This is a genomic window from Bacteroides sp. OM05-12, from assembly GCF_003438995.1.
Classification (GTDB): Bacteria; Bacteroidota; Bacteroidia; order Bacteroidales; family Bacteroidaceae; genus Bacteroides.
On record NZ_QSUN01000007.1, the window covers coordinates 76609 to 94258 of the forward strand.

Consider the following 17650-nt stretch of genomic DNA (forward strand, 5'->3'; position numbering starts at 1 on the left):
GCTCCCTGCTCAAATCGCATTATCTACACCTAAAACTTTTTTCTCTAAGAACGAAGGTTCGCGGAGGACACAGATTGGGCGGATGAGGACGGATGAATTATTTTTAATCCGTCTTCACCCGCCCGATCGGCGTTATCAGCGAACCCGGTTCTTATATTCTTCTACAGAGCTCCCTGCTCAAATCGCATTATCTACACCTAAAACTTTTTTCTCAAAGAACGAAGGTTCGCGGAGGACACAGATTGGGCGGATGAGGACGGATGAATTATTTTTAATCCGTCTTCACCCGCCCGATCGGCGTTATCAGCGAACCCGGTTCTTATGTTCTTCTCCAACCTCCCCTGCTCGAATCGCATTATCTACACCTAAAACTTTTTTCTCTAAGAACGAAGGTTCGCGGAGGACACGGATTGGGCGGATAAGGACGGATGAATTATTTTAAATCCGTCTTCATCCGCCCGGTCTGTGTTATCCGCGAACCCGGTTCTTATTTTCCAAGCAGCTTTCCTCTCCCTATTTCACGAACGGCACAACTAAAAACTCCGCTTCTGGAAAGTTTTTTGCCACATAATCACGGATATAATTCTCCGTGTCACGCTGGATGGTGGTGTCCTCTTCTACCGGGAAGAGATTGTAGGCCACTGTGTGCAGACGGATGCCCCGATTACGGATTGCCTCGAAGCTGAGCAGCGTATGGTTGATGCTTCCCAGCTTGCCGGAAGTAACGAAAATAAGCGGCAGATCCTGTTCCGCCACATAGTCTATCGTGAGGAAGTCGCGGGTAAGAGGCACCATCAGTCCTCCGGCGCCTTCTACCAGAACGGCATCATAACGGGCGGCAAGCTCTTTTGCGGCACGGCCGATCTTATCGAAATCGATCTCGCGACCGTCTATCTCGGCGGCAAGATGAGGCGAACAGGGATAAGAGAAGATCTCCGGCATGGTGAGCCCTTCGCGGTCTTCTTCAAGTAGACCCGTTCCCATCAGACTGCGGTGCAAATCGATGTCTTCGGAATAACCGACATTGCCGGTCTGGATAAATTTCTGCGTAATGGTGCGCACGCCCCGCTCATTCCAAGTGCGGGCAATCACTCCTGTGGCATAGCTTTTACCGATGTTGGTATCGATGCCGCTTACAAAATAAATGTTATTCTCCATACTATTTCTTTTTTAGAATCATATATATCGGGTGATAAGTAAGTGAAACGGTGGCGTCGCTCTGCGTGAACATCTCGGCGTAGCGACGGCAGAAGTCGGCTAAATCCGCTCTCGTCCATGCTTGCCGGCGGATGCCCGTCACACCCGTCTGCTTCAGATGTTTTAGTACCTCGAGCGGGGAAGGAAACGACATCCGGAAGAGGTCTTCTCCCGAATACACCGTTTCATAATGCTGGGCGAGCGACGCGCTCAGTTCCTCCAACGAACGATACGGCAGCGACGTGCCGGTGACGGAGGCAACCTCCCGCATATTCTCCTTCCCGAATGTGCTGAATGCCAGATAACCGCCTTCCGACAGGAGCCGGCGGCAGCGCTCGAAGAACGCCTCCGGGTCATTGAACCACTGAAGGGCGGAGCAGGAGGCTATCAAATCCTGCCCTGCGGGAAACGGCACTCTCTCGGCATCGCCGCCGCAGAAACTGACATCGGCACCGAGTATGTCCGTGAAGTAAGATTGCACGTTGGTGCATATATCATTGAGCATCAGGTGCTGCGGACGCACTTCCCGGAGCAGCATACGGGTAAAAAGCCCCGTGCCGCAACCCACCTCCAATGCATTACGGCACTTGGCGGGAGGCAGATAGGTGTGCAGCAACCCCGCCATGCGGCGTGCCACGTCACGTTGCACTACCGCCGCTTGAGGGTAGCTGCCGACGGCTCTCGAAAATCGTGTCCTTATTAATTTTTTTTCCATGCTATTTTGTTTAAAAATCATCGAAATCTGTTCGCAAATCAAGCCGATCTGTTCGCAGACCGTGCGAGAATGTTCGCAAACCATGCGAAAATGTTCGCGGACTGTTCGTGAACACCCTTCATTGTCCCAGTCTACCCGTAGGCTCCCAAAAGGGGCTTACAGATAACCATATCCTGCTTTTTAATCATCAAAATCCGTTTAAAAATCATCGGAATCTGTTCGCAAATCAAGCCGATCTGTTCGCGGATCGTTCGAGAATGTTCGCGGACTGTGCTAGAATGTTCGCAGAACGTGCGAAAATGTTCGCGGACTACCTGAATCCGTTTTTTAATTATTGTAATTTCTTTTTTAATCATCACAGTTTCATTTTTAAGCATCGAGATTCTTTTTTTTATTATTGCAGTTTCTTTTTTAGTTATCGAAATCATAAAAAATATTCTCTCGATCATCTAATCGTTTGACGTACGTCAAACGATTATGTAACGTACGTCGGATGAAAGATAAACGTACGTCAAACGAAACGATAACATACGTCAAATGATTAGCTCAACGCCATCTCATTTTTTATCTTTTAGGCGCGGATTATTCGGATCATGAAGATTTAATTTATCAATCCGGCTTCATCAGCCTAATCAGCGTCATCAGCGAACCCGGTTCTTATATTCTTCTACAGCCCCCCCTGTTCGAATCGCATTATCCACACCTAAAACTTTTTTTTCTAAGAACAAGGGTTCGCGGAGAACACGGATTGGGCGGATAAGAACGGATTAATAATTTTAGATCCGGCTTCATCAGCCTAATCAGCATCATCGGCGAACCCGGTTCTTATATTCTTCTACAACCTCACCTACTCGAATCGCATTATCCACACCTAAAACTTTTTTTTCGAAGAACGATGGTTCGCGGAGGACACGGATTGGGCGGATAAGAACGGATAAATAATTTTAGATCCGGCTTCATCCGACCAATCAGCGTCATCGGCGAACTATCGGCATTTGGAAATAAACATTCAGACATAAATATTAATTCATCCCTACATCCCCTCCAAAATCTCCCTGAACAAAGCTTCCGAGTAGTGCTCTTCATCACAGACAATCGTTTCCGTATCCCGCCAAGCCGCCTCCTGATTGCAGGCGGGGATAATCTTATCCCTGCTCCCGATGACGGCTTTATCCCACTTGAAAGGGGCGGCAGGGCGCGAAACGATCTCTTGCTTCAAGCATGCCAGCTCTTCCCGCAACTCCTCCAACGGGCGAAACGGTTCATGTGCCAAAAATGCCTTCACCGTCTCGGTAGAACCGCACATACGGCGACGAAATTTCTGCAAAGTGACTGGGCTGAACCCTTCCAACGTACCGTTAAACACGGCTTCGGGGATACCTTTTTCATCGTCGATCGGGAAAGGTGTGCCGTTGACGGCGATGCATTTCGTCAGCGGCAAAGGCAATTCCGACAAGACCTGCGCGGCTGCCCAGACGCCCATCGACCACGCCACAAGGTGAATCTCCCGATAAGAAGCCAGTGCCGACGAATCAAACGCCAACGAACGATAATCGTAACAAAGCAAAAAATCACTTTCGTCCGGATGATAATCCCGGAAAAGGTTTTCATCCGCCCCCCACCCGGCAAAAAAGAGGAGGAGACGCGGATAGTGTTTTCGTACCAAGTAAATCTGTTTCATATCTATAGGTTTATTATTAATCGGTCGATATCTTCCTGCGTCAGCGCCGCCGTGAGCGACAGCCGGAGCCGGGAAGTACCTTCGGGCACGGTGGGCGGACGTACGGGTAGCACGTAGAAACCTTTGCGCCGCATCTCCTCCGCACGCCGCACCGCCTCATGGCTATCGCCTACCATTATCGGCAGGATATGGCTCTGCGAAGGGCAGTCATATCCCCGCCCGTGCAATGCGCGGCGTAGCTGTGAGGAGAAACGGGCAAGCCGTTCGCGACGTTCTTCAAGGCTCTCCAGACGCTCGAGTATGAACTTCGTCCACTCCAGATTCACCGGCGGCAAAGCAGTCGTAAAGATCAGCGTGCGCATACGGTTCACCAGATATTCGCGCAACGGGCGGCGGCAAACCACATAGCCTCCCACCGAAGCGAGCGCCTTGCCGAATGTGCCGCAAAGGAAGTCGATATCCGCCACACAGCCCTGCTCCTCCGCCACGCCCAGTCCGCGCCGACCGCGAACGCCTACCCCGTGCGCCTCATCCACATACAGCATCACGTTATCGTAACGATGTTTCAGCGACACCAGTCGGGCGAGATCCGCCACATCGCCATCCATACTGAAGACGCTTTCCGTGACAATGATGATCCGCTCATATTCAGCGTGATGCTTACGGAGCAATATTTCCAGTTGGGCATAATCCTGATGACGGAAACGCACGCAACGGGCAGCGGAAAGCCGGATGCCGTCTATCAGACTGGCGTGCACCAGCTTGTCGGCAAGTATCAGGGTACGGGCATTGCTCACCGCCGGAAGGATGCCCGTGTTCATGTGGTAGCCACTGTTGAAGACCAGTGCGCTTTCCGCTCCGAAGAGGTCGGCAAGCAGGTTTTCCACTTCCTCGTACACCGTAAAATTCCCGGTGAGCAGACGGGAGGAGGAGGAAGTGAAAAGTAAATTCTCCGGCGTGAGCAGACGCAGAAATTCCGATCGCAATCCGGCGTCCGCCGCCAGTCCCAAATAATCATTGGAAGAAAGATTAAGCATCACGCCGTCCGCCGTCTCAATCTCCCGCCCTCGATGCAACGCCTGCGGAAGCCGGCGCAGATTGTCGGATGCCTGCAAATTCGCCAGCTCTTCTTCGTATAGATGTAAGTTACTCGGTTTCATATCTTTACCGTTTACAGTTCGCCCACCACCTTTAGCAATGCCGACGTGAGCCGGGTAAGTTGCTCCGGCGAGATAATAAACGGCGGCATGGCATAGACCAGCCTTCCGAACGGACGTATCCACACGCCTTCCTCTACAAAACGGCGCTGCATATAGGCCATATTTACCGGTTCTTTCACTTCTATTACGCCGATCGCGCCCAGCACACGGACATCCGCCACACCGGGTAGTTCCCGTGCCGGAGCCAGTTCGCGCATCAACTGCCGCTCTATCCTCTTCACGTTCTCCTGCCAGCCGGAAGCGAGCAGCAGTTCCGTAGAGGCTTTCGCCACAGCGCACGCCAGCGGATTGCCCATGAAGGTGGGTCCGTGCATAAAGGCATTCGGGTAGTTATCGGAAATCGTGTCCGCCACCTTATCCGATGTCAGTACAGCCGACAGTGTCATGTAACCGCCCGTCAGCGCCTTGCCGATGCACATAATGTCCGGCTCCACACCCGCATGCTCCCATGCAAACAGTTTTCCCGTTCGTCCGAAGCCCGTAGCTATCTCGTCGAAAATCAGCAATAAACCGTGCTCCCGGCATAATTCCGCCGCCTGCCGCAGATATTCCGGGTGATAAAAATACATGCCGCCCGCACCTTGTACTACGGGTTCCAGAATAAGTCCGGCAAGCTCGTCGTGATGTTCCTCCAAGAGTCGGCGCAAAGGCAGCATATCCCGTTCATCCCATTCATCGTGGAAACGCGACTGCGGCTGAGGCACAAAATAGCGAACGGGCAGCGCACTCCCGAAAATACTGTGCATACCCGTTACCGGGTCACAGACGGACATAGCATTCCACGTATCGCCGTGATATCCTGAGCAGATGGTCACAAAATTCGACTTCTCCGGATGACCCAGCGCATACCAATACTGCACCGCCATCTTCAAGGCGACCTCTACCGCCACCGAACCGCTGTCGGCGTAGAATATCTTCTGCATCGACGGCGGCACGAGCCCCAAGAGCAGTTTGCCCAACTCCACCGCCGGTTCGTGCGTCAGTCCGCCGAACATCACGTGCGACATTCTTCCCGCCTGCTCCTCCAACGCCCGGTTCAGCACCGGATGATTATACCCGTGCACCGCGCACCACCATGACGACATTCCCTCAATGAGTTCCGTGCCGTCGTCCAATGTTATCGTACATCCGCTCGCGCGCGTTACCTTATATACCGGTAACGGATTCGTGGTCGATGTATAAGGATGCCATAAGTGCTCCTTGTCAAACTGATCTATTTTATAATTCATAGCCTGCATTTTCTATTAATTCTTTATCTTCCGAAACTTTCGAGCCGAGCGTAGTCAGCAAGTCGCCCACAATAGCGGAGTTGACACCTATATATAATGCTTTCTTCACGGCCTCTTTGTTCAACTGCGACCGTCCACCGGCAAAGCGCAAATAAGCTGTGGGGTTAATGAAGCGAAACAAGGCGATGGTGGTCAGCACCTCCTCCTCCGTGAGTGGGGCGGTTCCCTCCAAAGGCGTGCCGGGTATCGGTTGCAGCAAATTCAACGGGATGGACTCCGCCCCCAGTTCCTTCAAGGTAAAAGCAAACTCAATGCGCTGCTCCACCGTCTCCCCCATGCCGATAATTCCGCCGCTGCAAATGTCCATCCCCACACGGCGGGCAGCCCGGAGCGTCTCCAGTTTCTGTTCCTGCGTATGGGTAGAGCACAGCGTGGCAAAGTGAGACGGAGCCGTCTCCAAGTTACAATGATAACGGCTGATGCCTGCCGCAAACAGTTCCCGCAATTCTCCTTCATCCGCCAGCCCAAGCGAGGCACAGAGACGGATTCCGCTGTTTTCTTTCAGGTAGCTCACACATTCGCACAGTTGCTCCATTTCCTTTCGAGCCGGTTTGCGTCCGCTCGTCACCAACGAAAATCGCCATACTCCCTGACGCTCATTATATTGTGCCTGCCGCAGACACTCCTCTTTACTAACCAGACCATACACTTCCGCCTTCGTCCGGTAATGAGCCGACTGCGCGCACCACTTACAGTTCTCCGGGCAGCGCCCCGACTTCGCATTGATGATGGAACACATATCAAACGCGCGGGAAGCTAACTTAACCGTCAGCTCATGGGCGGCGTCATACAGTTCTTCTTTCAGCGGATTCTCTGCAAGCCGGCGCGCTTCCTCCACCGTTATGTCCTCACCCCGTACTACTTTGTTCTTTAATTCGTTCAGCATCTTCTTTTCTGATTTAAATAAAAAATGGCATGCCAATGAAATCTCATTCGCACGCCATTCTCATAAAATACCCGGAACGTAAGTTTCCTAAACTTACGCACCCATTATCTTTTCCCGCAAATACCTGCGGCTGTAAACACAACATGATCTCCTCTGCTACCCAGCCGGGAGGAATTCCTCCGCTGTCCTCTTCCTCTCTCTCCAAGCCGTCTTCCCTAAAGAAACGAAGCAGGCTGAAAATTACTCCCCTCTGCTTACCCAACGCTATTTCCGTAACGCCCTTGCTCAAGCATCCGATAGTAACCGCGCGCCCCAAACTACAAAATGCAGCATAGCGCTTCCTGCTCCAACAGCGAAAGCGAATGATTTGTTTTGTAGAATAAGATTTACGCATTGCCACTATAATTTAGATTGACGGGCAAATATAAGAATAGTTTCCAAACAAAGAAAATGAAAACTCTGAAACGTTTAAGCAGTCCCCCTTTTTATAAAAAGAAAAAACGAATTTCTTATTTCCTATAACATCCCCATCATTTTCAACAGGTAAAAAGACAAAAACAGTAACCTTCCCATCTACTGCTGCCGGAACTGTTCCGCATAATCACGCATCCGTCTTTTGCAATCCCCCGTTTTCCTTATTTTCTTTGCCAATCATCTCCAAGTATTCGCTGGGAGAACACTTTTCTATGCTTGCAAAATATCGGTAGAAGCTGGAACGGGATGTGAAGCCGCTTTTGAACATCAGTTCTTTCACTGTCAGCTCTCTACAATACTTAGACTGTTCTTTGAAGTATTGCAGGCGATTAAAATTGATATAGTCCCTAAAACCGGAGAAACCATTGTAATGCAAGACTTTATTTAATCGATTTTCGTTGGTCCCCAAATTCTCCAACAAGTCTTTCAATGAATACTGGGGATCTGTAAACGGAGCACATTCCTTCATCAAAGCATGTAACCGATTACTCAACTCAAGCACCACAGGTGAAACCTCTATTTCTTTCATCGCCTCAAGCTCTTCTGTCTTCAAGTCCTCAACCGGTGACGGTGGCAGTGAAAGGGGATTCTCATTGCGTATATATAATAAGTTCAGGCAAATAGTAGGCGCAATGACAATCAGGCCGAACAGATTAAAGCTCAAACCGCAAGTTCCTAACATCAACCAAATATACCCTGACATTATCATACCATAACAAATTATATAGATAGTCATTGCTTTACTGTATTTTCTACGTAAAAAAAGCTTCCTATTAGAAAAAGGAAAAAGAAAATTAGCAGAAGGAGCAATAACACTAAGAATAAATAATACTAATCTGACAACAACGTCTTGATGTGATATATTCTCCCAGATACCGGAAAAAGAATCTATATCAGTATAATGTCCATTAAACAATTCGTAGCAACACGCAATACATATAATCAGAATTACAGGGATACATAAATTTATCACTCTTGTAGGAGATAACCATCCCGGTCGTAAAGAAGCTATCGGGAACAGTGAGAAAAATTGGAAAAAGATGACTGTCCGCACCATATGCCACAATGAAAGGTAATCAAGAGGCACTTCCGTAAAGCGTGGCATCTTTTCAACGTTCTTTCCAAAAAGCCAAATCCACTCCAGATTATCACATAGAAGAAGCAAAGATAAAGATATGGTTAAACATCCCCATGCGCGCTGAAGCTTATTGTCCGAAGAACGTACAAGAACAATAATTCCGGTAATCAAGCCAACGATGTCCGACAATATCTCAACATACAACGTAATGACACTAACCATCCCTTTTTAGGCAACAAAATTAACTTATTCCCTCTTATGAAAAAATAATCTTAGCATCAAAACATCGCCAACATTGATAAAATTTAATAAAATAAGAACTCAACAACTCCAAAATACATATTAAATCATTCCCGATTAACAAATAAAACGTCCCAATTTCACAAAAATAAGCAAAATGGGAAACATTTCATCCATACATTTTCCACCCTTTACTCTACAAAGAATACCTTTGTACACAAATTAAGTATTAACATTTATGATGCGATATCTAAAAAACATGGAGAAAGAGATTATTATTGATAACAAATTGGACGAAATCGCAAAAATCGCCCAATTCATCGAAGAATTAGGTATGTCATTGCAACTTCCTTCCGAAATCACGATGAGTATTAACCTTGCCATTGAAGAGGCGATTTCAAATATTATCCGATATGCTTACCCTACTGGAAAATCCGGTGAAATCACTTTACGGACTAATGCAGAATCGAACGCTCTCGTTCTCAAAATTATAGATGACGGCATTTCATTTGACCCGACTTCCAAAGATACTCCTGAAATATTAGAACCATTAGAGACACGCTTAACCAAAGGATTAGGTCTTTTTCTTATTCGTCGCACCATGGACATCGTTGAATATCGCACTATAGGTTCAGAAAATCATTTAATTCTAACTAAAAAAATCAATCTGAACTTTAAGCCGGAAGCCAGTATGAAGACAAACCTTTGCCAGATAGAAGGAGTAACCATACTAGCCATTGAAGGACGACTAGATACACTCAATGCCAGTGAATTCAATACAACCATACAACCACTTCTAGCAGACCAAAATCCCAATATAATTATTAATTGTGAAGGGATGTCTTATATCAGCAGTTCAGGCTTACGTAGCTTTATCATGTTACAAAAAAGTGTACAGCAACATAAAGGGCAACTTATAATAGAAGCTATACGACCGGAAATCAAAACGATTTTTGATATGACCGGTTGTTCGTCTGTATTTACGATCCGTTAAATATTCCCACCTTATGAAGCGATTTTATACGATATGGTCTTTGGTGCTGCTGTTCCTATTTCCTTTCTCTATAAGCAGGATTTCAGGCCAACCGATTATCCTCACTCCTAAATGGACAGCCCAAGCTCAGTTTGCCGGGTACTATATAGCTGAGAAAATGGGATTTTATAAAGAGGAGGGATTAGACGTGCATGTACATCACCCTTCACTATCTGAGAGCTCATTCTCTTTTCTCAAATCGGGACGTTCTCAAGTAGTAGTTATGAACCTGTCGTATGCATTAATGGAGCGGGCTTCCGGAACACCGGTCGTAAATATTATGCAAACATCACAGGAAAACAGTTTAATGCTGATCGGCCATTCACCATTAAAAGATTTATCTTCTTTACAAGGTAAAAAAATTGCAGTATGGAACCATCTCAGCCAAGAGTTACTCGATCAAATAGCTCAACATTATAATCTGCAGATAGAATGGATACGATTCAATAGCGGTATCAATATCTACCTTTCAGGAGCAGCCGATATTTGTTTAGTAGGAAGTTATAATGAATTTCCTCAACTGGCAGAATGTGGAATGGATATTGATTCTACACATATCCTGCGCTTTGCCGACTATGGATATAATCTGCCGGAAGACGGGCTCTATGTGACAGAAGAATTTTACCGACAAAATCCTGAAACTGTTCATAAATTGGTGAAAGCCAGTATACGCGGATGGCAATGGGCAAACGAACATCAGGAAGAAGCACTTGACATTATCATGGAAGAAGTACATCGGCACAATATAGGTACTAACCGATACCATCAACGTAAAATGTTGGAAGAGGTATTGCGGTTGCAGGTAGATAAATTAAAAGGTAAACGTACTTACCAACTAAGCCGGGAAGGTTTTAATTGCGCTATTAAAAATCTATTCCCGGAAAATGCGCAGAATAACAACATACGTTATGAAGATTTTGTAAAATAAACCTCCTACTCAATGAAACACGTATTCTTCAAATCCTTTGCTACCAAACTAAGTATCTGCATACTTTCATTCACTTTGATCATATTTACTGCAATCATGGTCTTTTTCTATACTTATAGTCGTGAACGGACTACAGAGTATGCAATTAAACAAACACACGGACTGCTCAGTAATATGGCGACCAAAATCAGCAGTCAGCTGATGACTGTAGAAACTACCCTTACACAATCGATATGGATGCTGGAAGACAATTTAAATAATCCTGACTCACTCCGTCATATTATCACTTCCGTTGTAGAGAATAATGATCTCATCGTAGGAAGCGGCATTGCTTTCAAACCCGGCTATTACAAAGATAAAGGTAAATATTTTATGCCTTATGCTTCATTATCAAATGGGAAAAACGGAAAAATCATTTATCAATTATTAGGTAGTCAAAATTACGACTACCCTTGCATGGACTGGTATCTTATACCGAAATTATTAAAACAAAATTATTGGAGCGAGCCTTACTATGATGAAGGAGGTGGTAATTTTATCATGAGTACCTATTCTGTACCACTCTACGACAAGAAAGGGGAAGTATATGCCATCTTCACCGCCAACATTTCGCTATCCCAATTTACAGATATGGTAGGCGAGTTAAAGCCTTATGAATCCAGTTATACCTATCTTCTCAGTCGTAACGGAAGCTTTTTGACGCATGCCGACTTTAAGAAGATCATGAATGAAACGATTTTCTCCGAGGCTTTCAGCACACAAAATTCATATCAAGAGCAAATCGGACATGAAATGTTGGCAGGCCATACAGGGACTGTACATTTCAATAATAGCGGAACAGACTCCTATGCATTCTATACAGCTATTCCCAATAGCGGTTGGTCTGTTTGTACCGTCTGCCCCAGCAAAGTAATCTTAAGTGATCTCGCGTCCACTTCACGTCAAGTCATATACATATTTCTTGCGGGTATGCTGCTACTATTCCTTTTTATATATAGTACTATCCGTAAACTGGTTCGCCCTCTTGAAAAGTTCTCTGAATCCGCCCGCCTTATCGCTACGGGACGCTTCGATATCGAACTACCAACGGTCCGTTCAAATGATGAAATAAAAGATTTACACGACTCTTTGACATATATGCAACATTCTCTTTCAACCTATATATCCGAGTTGCGTCAAACGACAGCAACTAAAGAACGTATTGAAAGCGAATTATCCATTGCACGTGAAATACAGATGGGCATGATTCCCAAAATATTTCCACCGTATCCGGACCGCAATGATGTAGACTTGCACGCTATATTACAATCTGCAAAAGAAGTTGGTGGCGACCTCTATGATTTCTTCATAGACAATGACCATCTTTATTTTGTTATCGGAGACGTATCGGGCAAAGGCGTACCCGCATCACTTTTTATGGCTATCACCCGTAGCCTTTTCCGTACCCTATCCCAGCATGTAGATTCACCGGCAAAAATTGTTACCGAAATGAACAGTTCGATCTCCGATAATAATGAATCCAACATGTTCGTTACACTCATTGTAGGAATACTCAATCTAAATACCGGGGTACTCAAACTATGTAATGCAGGCCATAACCCACCTATATTAATTAGTCCCGACGAAAAGATAACTTTCTTGAAGTTTAATCCGCAACTGTTTGTAGGTATCAACGACCAGTATATATATACTGATGAAGAGATAATATTAAAGAAAGGAAGCAAACTTTTCCTCTATACAGACGGAGTAACGGAAGCAGAAAATACATCCAAAGAACTCTACGGAGAAGAAAGACTATCAGAAGTATTATCAGCGAATACTTCATCCGACGTTCGAGCTACGGTAAATACGGTAGTTCAGTCAATATCGAATCATGTACAAGATGCCGAAACCAGTGACGACCTGACTATATTACTTATCCATTACGAACCCGAAAATCCGACCATTAAATAGCATAATCATGGAAAAAGAAATAAGAATAAAGAATAATCTTGATGAAATTGCCATATTAGCCAATTTCGTAGAAGAATTATGCAGTGAACTAGCCCTACCGGCAGAAGTTACTATGAATATTAATCTGGCATTGGAAGAAGCTGTTGCCAATGTGATTATGTATGCTTATCCGTCAGAAGAAGAACATGAAATACTATTAAAAGTATCCGACACAAACGAACAACTTATATTCTTATTAACAGATAAAGGTTTATCATTTGATCCTACCCAGGTAGCTGAAGTAGATCTGACTCTTCCTATCGAGGAACGTCCCATCGGCGGTTTAGGAATCTTCCTCATCCGAAGTATCATGAACGAAGTAACCTATCAACGTTTGGATAATGAAAACCAACTGATTATGAAGAAAAATATTAAGAACGAATAATAATCTTTACCATATACGTAATTAACAGCGACTGAATAAAGTATCGCTCCATGACTTTCATCCTTCAGGCACACACATCCCTACCTGATACATAATTGATTAGGCTGAATGATTCGGTAAATAGCTGAAAGATAAAATCATTCAGCATTCCATGACAGATACTTTCCCATTCTCTTGAAAACTGAATCTTCCCATCGGTAAAGGTTCAGCATAATACATTGATAATCAAATAACAATTTGCAAACTGAAGGACTGAAAGAGTAATGGACGTTATTTTGTTTTCAAAGGGGTCTCTGTCAGTAAAATGCAGCATTTGCCTAAATCATGGCAGAGACCGTAAAAAATCACCTCGGTGTTTTTAAAAAACATCGGGTTGATTGAAAAAAACATAAGGATGATTGTAAACAAACATACGGTCGATTGAAGACAAACTCCTATCGTTTGCAGACAATCGACCGTACCTTTATAAAATATCTCCTATTGTATATCTATGCCCTTAGGACTATTTAATACAACGTTTATTTTTCAGGAATAAAAGGGTACTGATATTTTATTCTAGCCCCAACGATCCCTCCATTACCAACAGAAGGTTTACCTCCTCCCCCCGCATACATATATTTCATAACATATATACGTATGTACAAATAAGAATCTCCTGTAGAATATCTTCCTATATAACCTTCATCATCCCGGACCGAGACTCTCTCTCTCCAACCTGTTTCAGGAATACTTTTTATATTGTACAATCCGTCAATCTTACCTAATTCTACAAATTCCCAACCAAAATCAACATTAACGAAATTATTCATATCGTCAATCATAATAGGATTACATTCATCCAAATATAATTTAGTTGCTGAATTTCTAGTATCATTTGTCATAGAAATCGCCACTGTTCCTTCCGGATCATTCGGAATCCCTTCAAATTCTCTATCTATACAACTACTTACTGTGAATAATAAAAAGAATAATCGTATGACTCTGGCGTTTCGTGTTAGAGAATAAAAGCTATATCCTTTATTAGTAACCATAGCATCATAACTTTCTTTTAATAAAAATAGATTTAAAGTATAAAATAACTCCTGATATAAACTCTCATAAATCAGAAGATATAGTAATAAGAAGCTGTAATCATTTTGTTAGTGTTGCATAACAAAATTAGAAATCAGATTAACATTACACACCACAATGGTTATATAATGTCAAAATTAATATATAAAAAGGAATTATACAAATAAAAAGAGAACTATTTAAAAGTAAAGTACACTTCCCCCATCAGAATCCGTATACTCCCGAAGCAAAGTCTGCATATATTCAACAGCCTCTTTTAAACCTTCTTGTCCGCTATATCCATTGATGATAGCTAACAAATGTGTTGTGCCAAGTTCCATTTTGGTACGTTCGTTATCGCTGGTTGGTGTACCGATACCACCGACAGCATCCCGATAAACAGGCATACCTTCTATATTCAGTTCTCCACGCCCGATTCCTTCGTAAGGCTCATCGGCTTTGCCGATACCCAAAACCAAAGTATCCCCCTGAATTTTATCGGCATCAAAGCCGCCGATGGAATACCCTGAACGAATAGAAACCAAATTTATCAAATCTACCAAAGTATCTATTTGATATAGGGGAATGCCACGCAAGATTTTCCTGCACAGAGCCTCCGAAGAGGGACGATATCGGCTCGGATCTTTTCCACATTTCTTATAAGCCGTACGAGTGGCTTGGATAGCAGGCATATCTTTGATGGAATCCAACGTATACTTCCTTTGGTACTCGATTGTAAACTCATTTATCGTTTTCCACAAGTCTTCACTATAAGGAGTATTCTTCACTTTCGCGTATATAGCCGCACCTGCAAAATCAGGGCAAGCATGTTTTATTTCATCGGAAACTTTAATGTGTATCATAATAAATTAATCAAATATCATTCAACATAATTCCGGAAAGTATCCTTCCCGACTGTACGCCCAAACGACGGGCGGAGAAAAACTGTTCGTGATGCGTATAAGTACAAATTCCGGCTATCTCTATATGATGGGCGGATACTCCCATACCTTCCAACTGTATCCGGTTGGCTTTCCACAAATCAATATGCCATTTACCCGTTTCGCTATTCTTCATAGAAATCTGACACATATCAAACCCGACATCATGGAAAGATTGCCATACTTCTTCCCCTACTTCAAATGCCTCCAAAGAGATAGAAGGGCCGATACAAGCCAAAACATCTTGCATATCAGTATGATAAATCTGTTGCATAAACAGCAAAGTTTTCCGAAGAATACATTGTACCGTACCTCTCCATCCGGCATGCACCACAGCTATCACTTGATTTACCTTATCGCATAATAAAATGGGGACACAATCAGCAGTAGAAACACAAATACAATAACCGGGCACATTTGTAATCAAAGCATCTATACCGTTCAATCGTTTCTGCTTCTCTGTTTCAAGAAGTTCATCAAAGGCATTCGTTATAATTCCCACACAGGCACTATGCGTCTGATATGGTATAAGTAACTGTTTGGGAATGACGGGCAACGAATTTAAAAGGATTTCCTGATTCCGGCAAACAAATTCCGATTCATCTCCGGAATAAGGAGAACAATTAAAACTTTCATAAGCTCCTTTGCTGTATCCACCCTGACGAGTCGTCACAAAATGAGAAATGTTGGGACACGAACGTTTCAACAGTTCAAATCCCAACATTTTATTATCTTCCGTTACAGATATCATTTTCCGTTATCTTCGTTGTCCCAATCTTCCTCTTCATATTCGTAATCGAAATCATCATCAGCCTCTTCTTCATACTCATATTCAAAGTCTTCATCCTCTCCTTCATCTTTTAATTCTTCCTGCAATTTGCTTATATCCTTTGCACGATGAACAATCGTTTCCGCCTTTCCGCCTTCTATTTTATTACTTTCCTTGTTCAACTCAGTCCACAAAATATCTTTCAGAGCAGAAATGCCCAGACCTGTTACAGAAGAAATAAAGATATAAGGAATACCCGTAGGAAGTGTTTTTTCTATCTCTTCCATCAGTTCTTCATCCAACATATCACTTTTAGTAATGGCCAGCACCCGCTGTTTGTCCAACATTTCCGGGTTAAACTGCGTCAACTCGTTCAACAAGATTTCATATTCACGGGTAATATCGTCACTATCGGCCGGAACCATGAACAGTAACAACGAATTACGCTCAATATGCCGTAAGAAACGAAGTCCCAAACCTTTACCTTCACTTGCCCCTTCTATAATCCCCGGAATATCCGCCATAACGAATGACTTGCCGTCACGATATGACACGATTCCGAGATTAGGTTCAAGTGTAGTAAACGGATAATTGGCAATCTTCGGTTTAGCCGCAGAAACAACCGACAGTAAAGTAGACTTGCCCGCATTCGGGAAACCGACCAAACCAACATCAGCAAGAAGTTTCAGCTCTAAAATCACCGTCAACTCCTGCATCGGTTCGCCCGGCTGTGCAAAACGCGGTGCCTGACGGGTGGCAGTACGAAAGTGCCAGTTGCCCAAGCCACCTCTACCACCTTTCAGAAGCACGACTTCCTGTCCATGCTCGGTAATATCACAAACATATTCTCCTGTTTCGGCATTATAAACAACTGTACCGCAGGGAACTTCAATCACCTTGTCTTCGCCATCCTTTCCAAAGCTACGTCCCTTACTGCCGGATTCACCATGACCGGCAAAGACATGACGTTCGTATTTGAGGTGAAGTAGCGTCCAATAATTGCGATTTCCACGAAGAATCACATGACCTCCTCTACCGCCATCGCCCCCATCCGGTCCACCGTTAGGAACAAATTTCTCACGCCTCATATGCGTAGAGCCTCTGCCGCCCTTACCGGAACGGCAATATATCTTTACGTAATCAACAAAATTCGATTCAGCCATCTTCTTTCTTTATTATAAACTTTCTACCGCCTTTACAATATCTGTAAAAATTCCATCTACAGAGCCAAGTCCGTTGATATGTTGATACTTACCATCTTCCTTATACCAGTCTTTCAACGGAGAAGTTTGCGTATTATATACTACCAGACGTTTTTTAATTGTTTCTTCATTATCGTCCGCACGACCGGAATCTTTTCCACGTTTAATAAGACGGACCATTAATTCATCTTCAGGAACATCAAGGTCAATCATAATAGAAACATCCTGTCCTCTGTCTTTCAACATCTTCTTCAACGCCTCAGCCTGTGCGATTGTTCTTGGGAAACCATCAAAAATAACTCCTTTACTGTCTTCAAACGAATCGAATACACTGGCAAGAATATCAATCATCAATTCATCAGGAATCAGCTGACCGTTATCGATATACCCCTTTGCCGTTTTACCCAGTTCCGTACCGTTCTTTATTTCAGCACGAAGCACGTCGCCTGTTGAAATGTGGTTAATACCGAACTTTTCTACAATACGTTCACTTTGTGTTCCCTTTCCTGAGCCGGGAGCACCGAAAATTACAATGTTCAACATCTTTTTACTTCTCTATTTGATTTGTAT

General features: G+C 44.2%; 15 protein-coding genes and 1 pseudogene. 4 read left to right on the forward strand and 12 right to left on the reverse strand.

The window, feature by feature from the left end; translation table 11 throughout:
• Positions 1 to 513: 513 nt before the first annotated feature.
• The 7 genes and pseudogenes from bioD to DXB63_RS08255 form a co-directional block, all read right to left on the reverse strand.
• Complete coding sequence (gene bioD / locus DXB63_RS08215) at positions 514 to 1158, reverse strand: dethiobiotin synthase (protein WP_122125928.1); 645 nt, start codon at positions 1156 to 1158, stop codon at positions 514 to 516.
• A 1-nt stretch (position 1159) separates the two neighbouring features.
• The gene (bioC, locus tag DXB63_RS08220) at positions 1160 to 1912 is read right to left on the reverse strand and encodes a malonyl-ACP O-methyltransferase BioC (protein ID WP_122126005.1); all 753 of its coding nucleotides are present in this window, start codon (positions 1910 to 1912) and stop codon (positions 1160 to 1162) included.
• Between the two features lie 1033 nt (positions 1913 to 2945).
• Positions 2946 to 3593 carry a DUF452 family protein gene (locus DXB63_RS08230; RefSeq protein ID WP_122125930.1) on the reverse strand — a complete coding sequence of 216 codons (648 nt, stop codon included), beginning with the start codon at positions 3591 to 3593 and terminating at the stop codon, positions 2946 to 2948.
• Between the two features lie 2 nt (positions 3594 to 3595).
• Positions 3596 to 4753, reverse strand: a complete 1158-nt coding sequence (locus DXB63_RS08235) for an 8-amino-7-oxononanoate synthase (RefSeq protein ID WP_122125931.1) — start codon at positions 4751 to 4753, stop codon at positions 3596 to 3598.
• An 11-nt stretch (positions 4754 to 4764) separates the two neighbouring features.
• Positions 4765 to 6988 (reverse strand): annotated as a pseudogene (gene bioA, locus DXB63_RS18220) (adenosylmethionine--8-amino-7-oxononanoate transaminase).
• Between the two features lie 43 nt (positions 6989 to 7031).
• Entirely contained in the window at positions 7032 to 7382 is a 351-nt protein-coding gene (locus tag DXB63_RS08250; protein ID WP_122125933.1) for a hypothetical protein, read from the reverse strand.
• Positions 7383 to 7589: 207 nt separating this feature from the next.
• Positions 7590 to 8762, reverse strand: a complete 1173-nt coding sequence (locus DXB63_RS08255) for a helix-turn-helix domain-containing protein (protein WP_122125934.1) — start codon at positions 8760 to 8762, stop codon at positions 7590 to 7592.
• A 256-nt stretch (positions 8763 to 9018) separates the two neighbouring features.
• On the opposite strand from DXB63_RS08255, the gene DXB63_RS08260 reads away from it, so the two are divergent.
• From DXB63_RS08260 to DXB63_RS08275, 4 genes are read left to right on the forward strand one after another with little or no spacing between them, the layout of a single operon-like run.
• Positions 9019 to 9774 carry an anti-sigma factor antagonist gene (locus tag DXB63_RS08260; protein ID WP_233522827.1) on the forward strand — a complete coding sequence of 252 codons (756 nt, stop codon included), beginning with the start codon at positions 9019 to 9021 and terminating at the stop codon, positions 9772 to 9774.
• A 13-nt stretch (positions 9775 to 9787) separates the two neighbouring features.
• Complete coding sequence (locus DXB63_RS08265; RefSeq protein WP_122125935.1) at positions 9788 to 10741, forward strand: ABC transporter substrate-binding protein; 954 nt, start codon at positions 9788 to 9790, stop codon at positions 10739 to 10741.
• A gap of 12 nt (positions 10742 to 10753) precedes the next feature.
• Positions 10754 to 12694, forward strand: coding sequence for a SpoIIE family protein phosphatase (locus DXB63_RS08270; protein ID WP_122125936.1), 1941 nt, complete (start codon positions 10754 to 10756; stop codon positions 12692 to 12694).
• A gap of 7 nt (positions 12695 to 12701) precedes the next feature.
• Positions 12702 to 13118, forward strand: a complete 417-nt coding sequence (locus DXB63_RS08275; protein ID WP_122125937.1) for an ATP-binding protein — start codon at positions 12702 to 12704, stop codon at positions 13116 to 13118.
• Positions 13119 to 13636: 518 nt separating this feature from the next.
• On the opposite strand, the gene DXB63_RS08280 is transcribed toward DXB63_RS08275, so the two are convergent.
• The 5 genes from DXB63_RS08280 to DXB63_RS08300 all read right to left on the reverse strand — a co-directional run bounded on the left by DXB63_RS08280 (position 13637) and on the right by DXB63_RS08300 (position 17623).
• Positions 13637 to 14149, reverse strand: a complete 513-nt coding sequence (locus DXB63_RS08280; RefSeq protein ID WP_122125938.1) for a hypothetical protein — start codon at positions 14147 to 14149, stop codon at positions 13637 to 13639.
• A 219-nt stretch (positions 14150 to 14368) separates the two neighbouring features.
• Positions 14369 to 15031, reverse strand: a complete 663-nt coding sequence (locus DXB63_RS08285; RefSeq protein ID WP_178301200.1) for a B3/4 domain-containing protein — start codon at positions 15029 to 15031, stop codon at positions 14369 to 14371.
• 10 nt (positions 15032 to 15041) lie between these two features.
• Positions 15042 to 15860: a peptidoglycan editing factor PgeF gene (gene pgeF / locus DXB63_RS08290; protein WP_122125939.1), complete on the reverse strand. Its 819-nt coding sequence runs from the start codon at positions 15858 to 15860 to the stop codon at positions 15042 to 15044.
• A complete protein-coding gene (gene obgE, locus DXB63_RS08295) occupies positions 15857 to 17041 on the reverse strand; it encodes a GTPase ObgE (protein ID WP_122125940.1) in 1185 nt (394 codons plus the stop codon). The genes pgeF and obgE overlap by 4 nt, the downstream gene beginning before the upstream one ends.
• Before the next feature lie 12 nt (positions 17042 to 17053).
• Positions 17054 to 17623, reverse strand: a complete 570-nt coding sequence (locus DXB63_RS08300; protein WP_122125941.1) for an adenylate kinase — start codon at positions 17621 to 17623, stop codon at positions 17054 to 17056.
• Between the last annotated feature and the right edge of the window lie 27 nt (positions 17624 to 17650).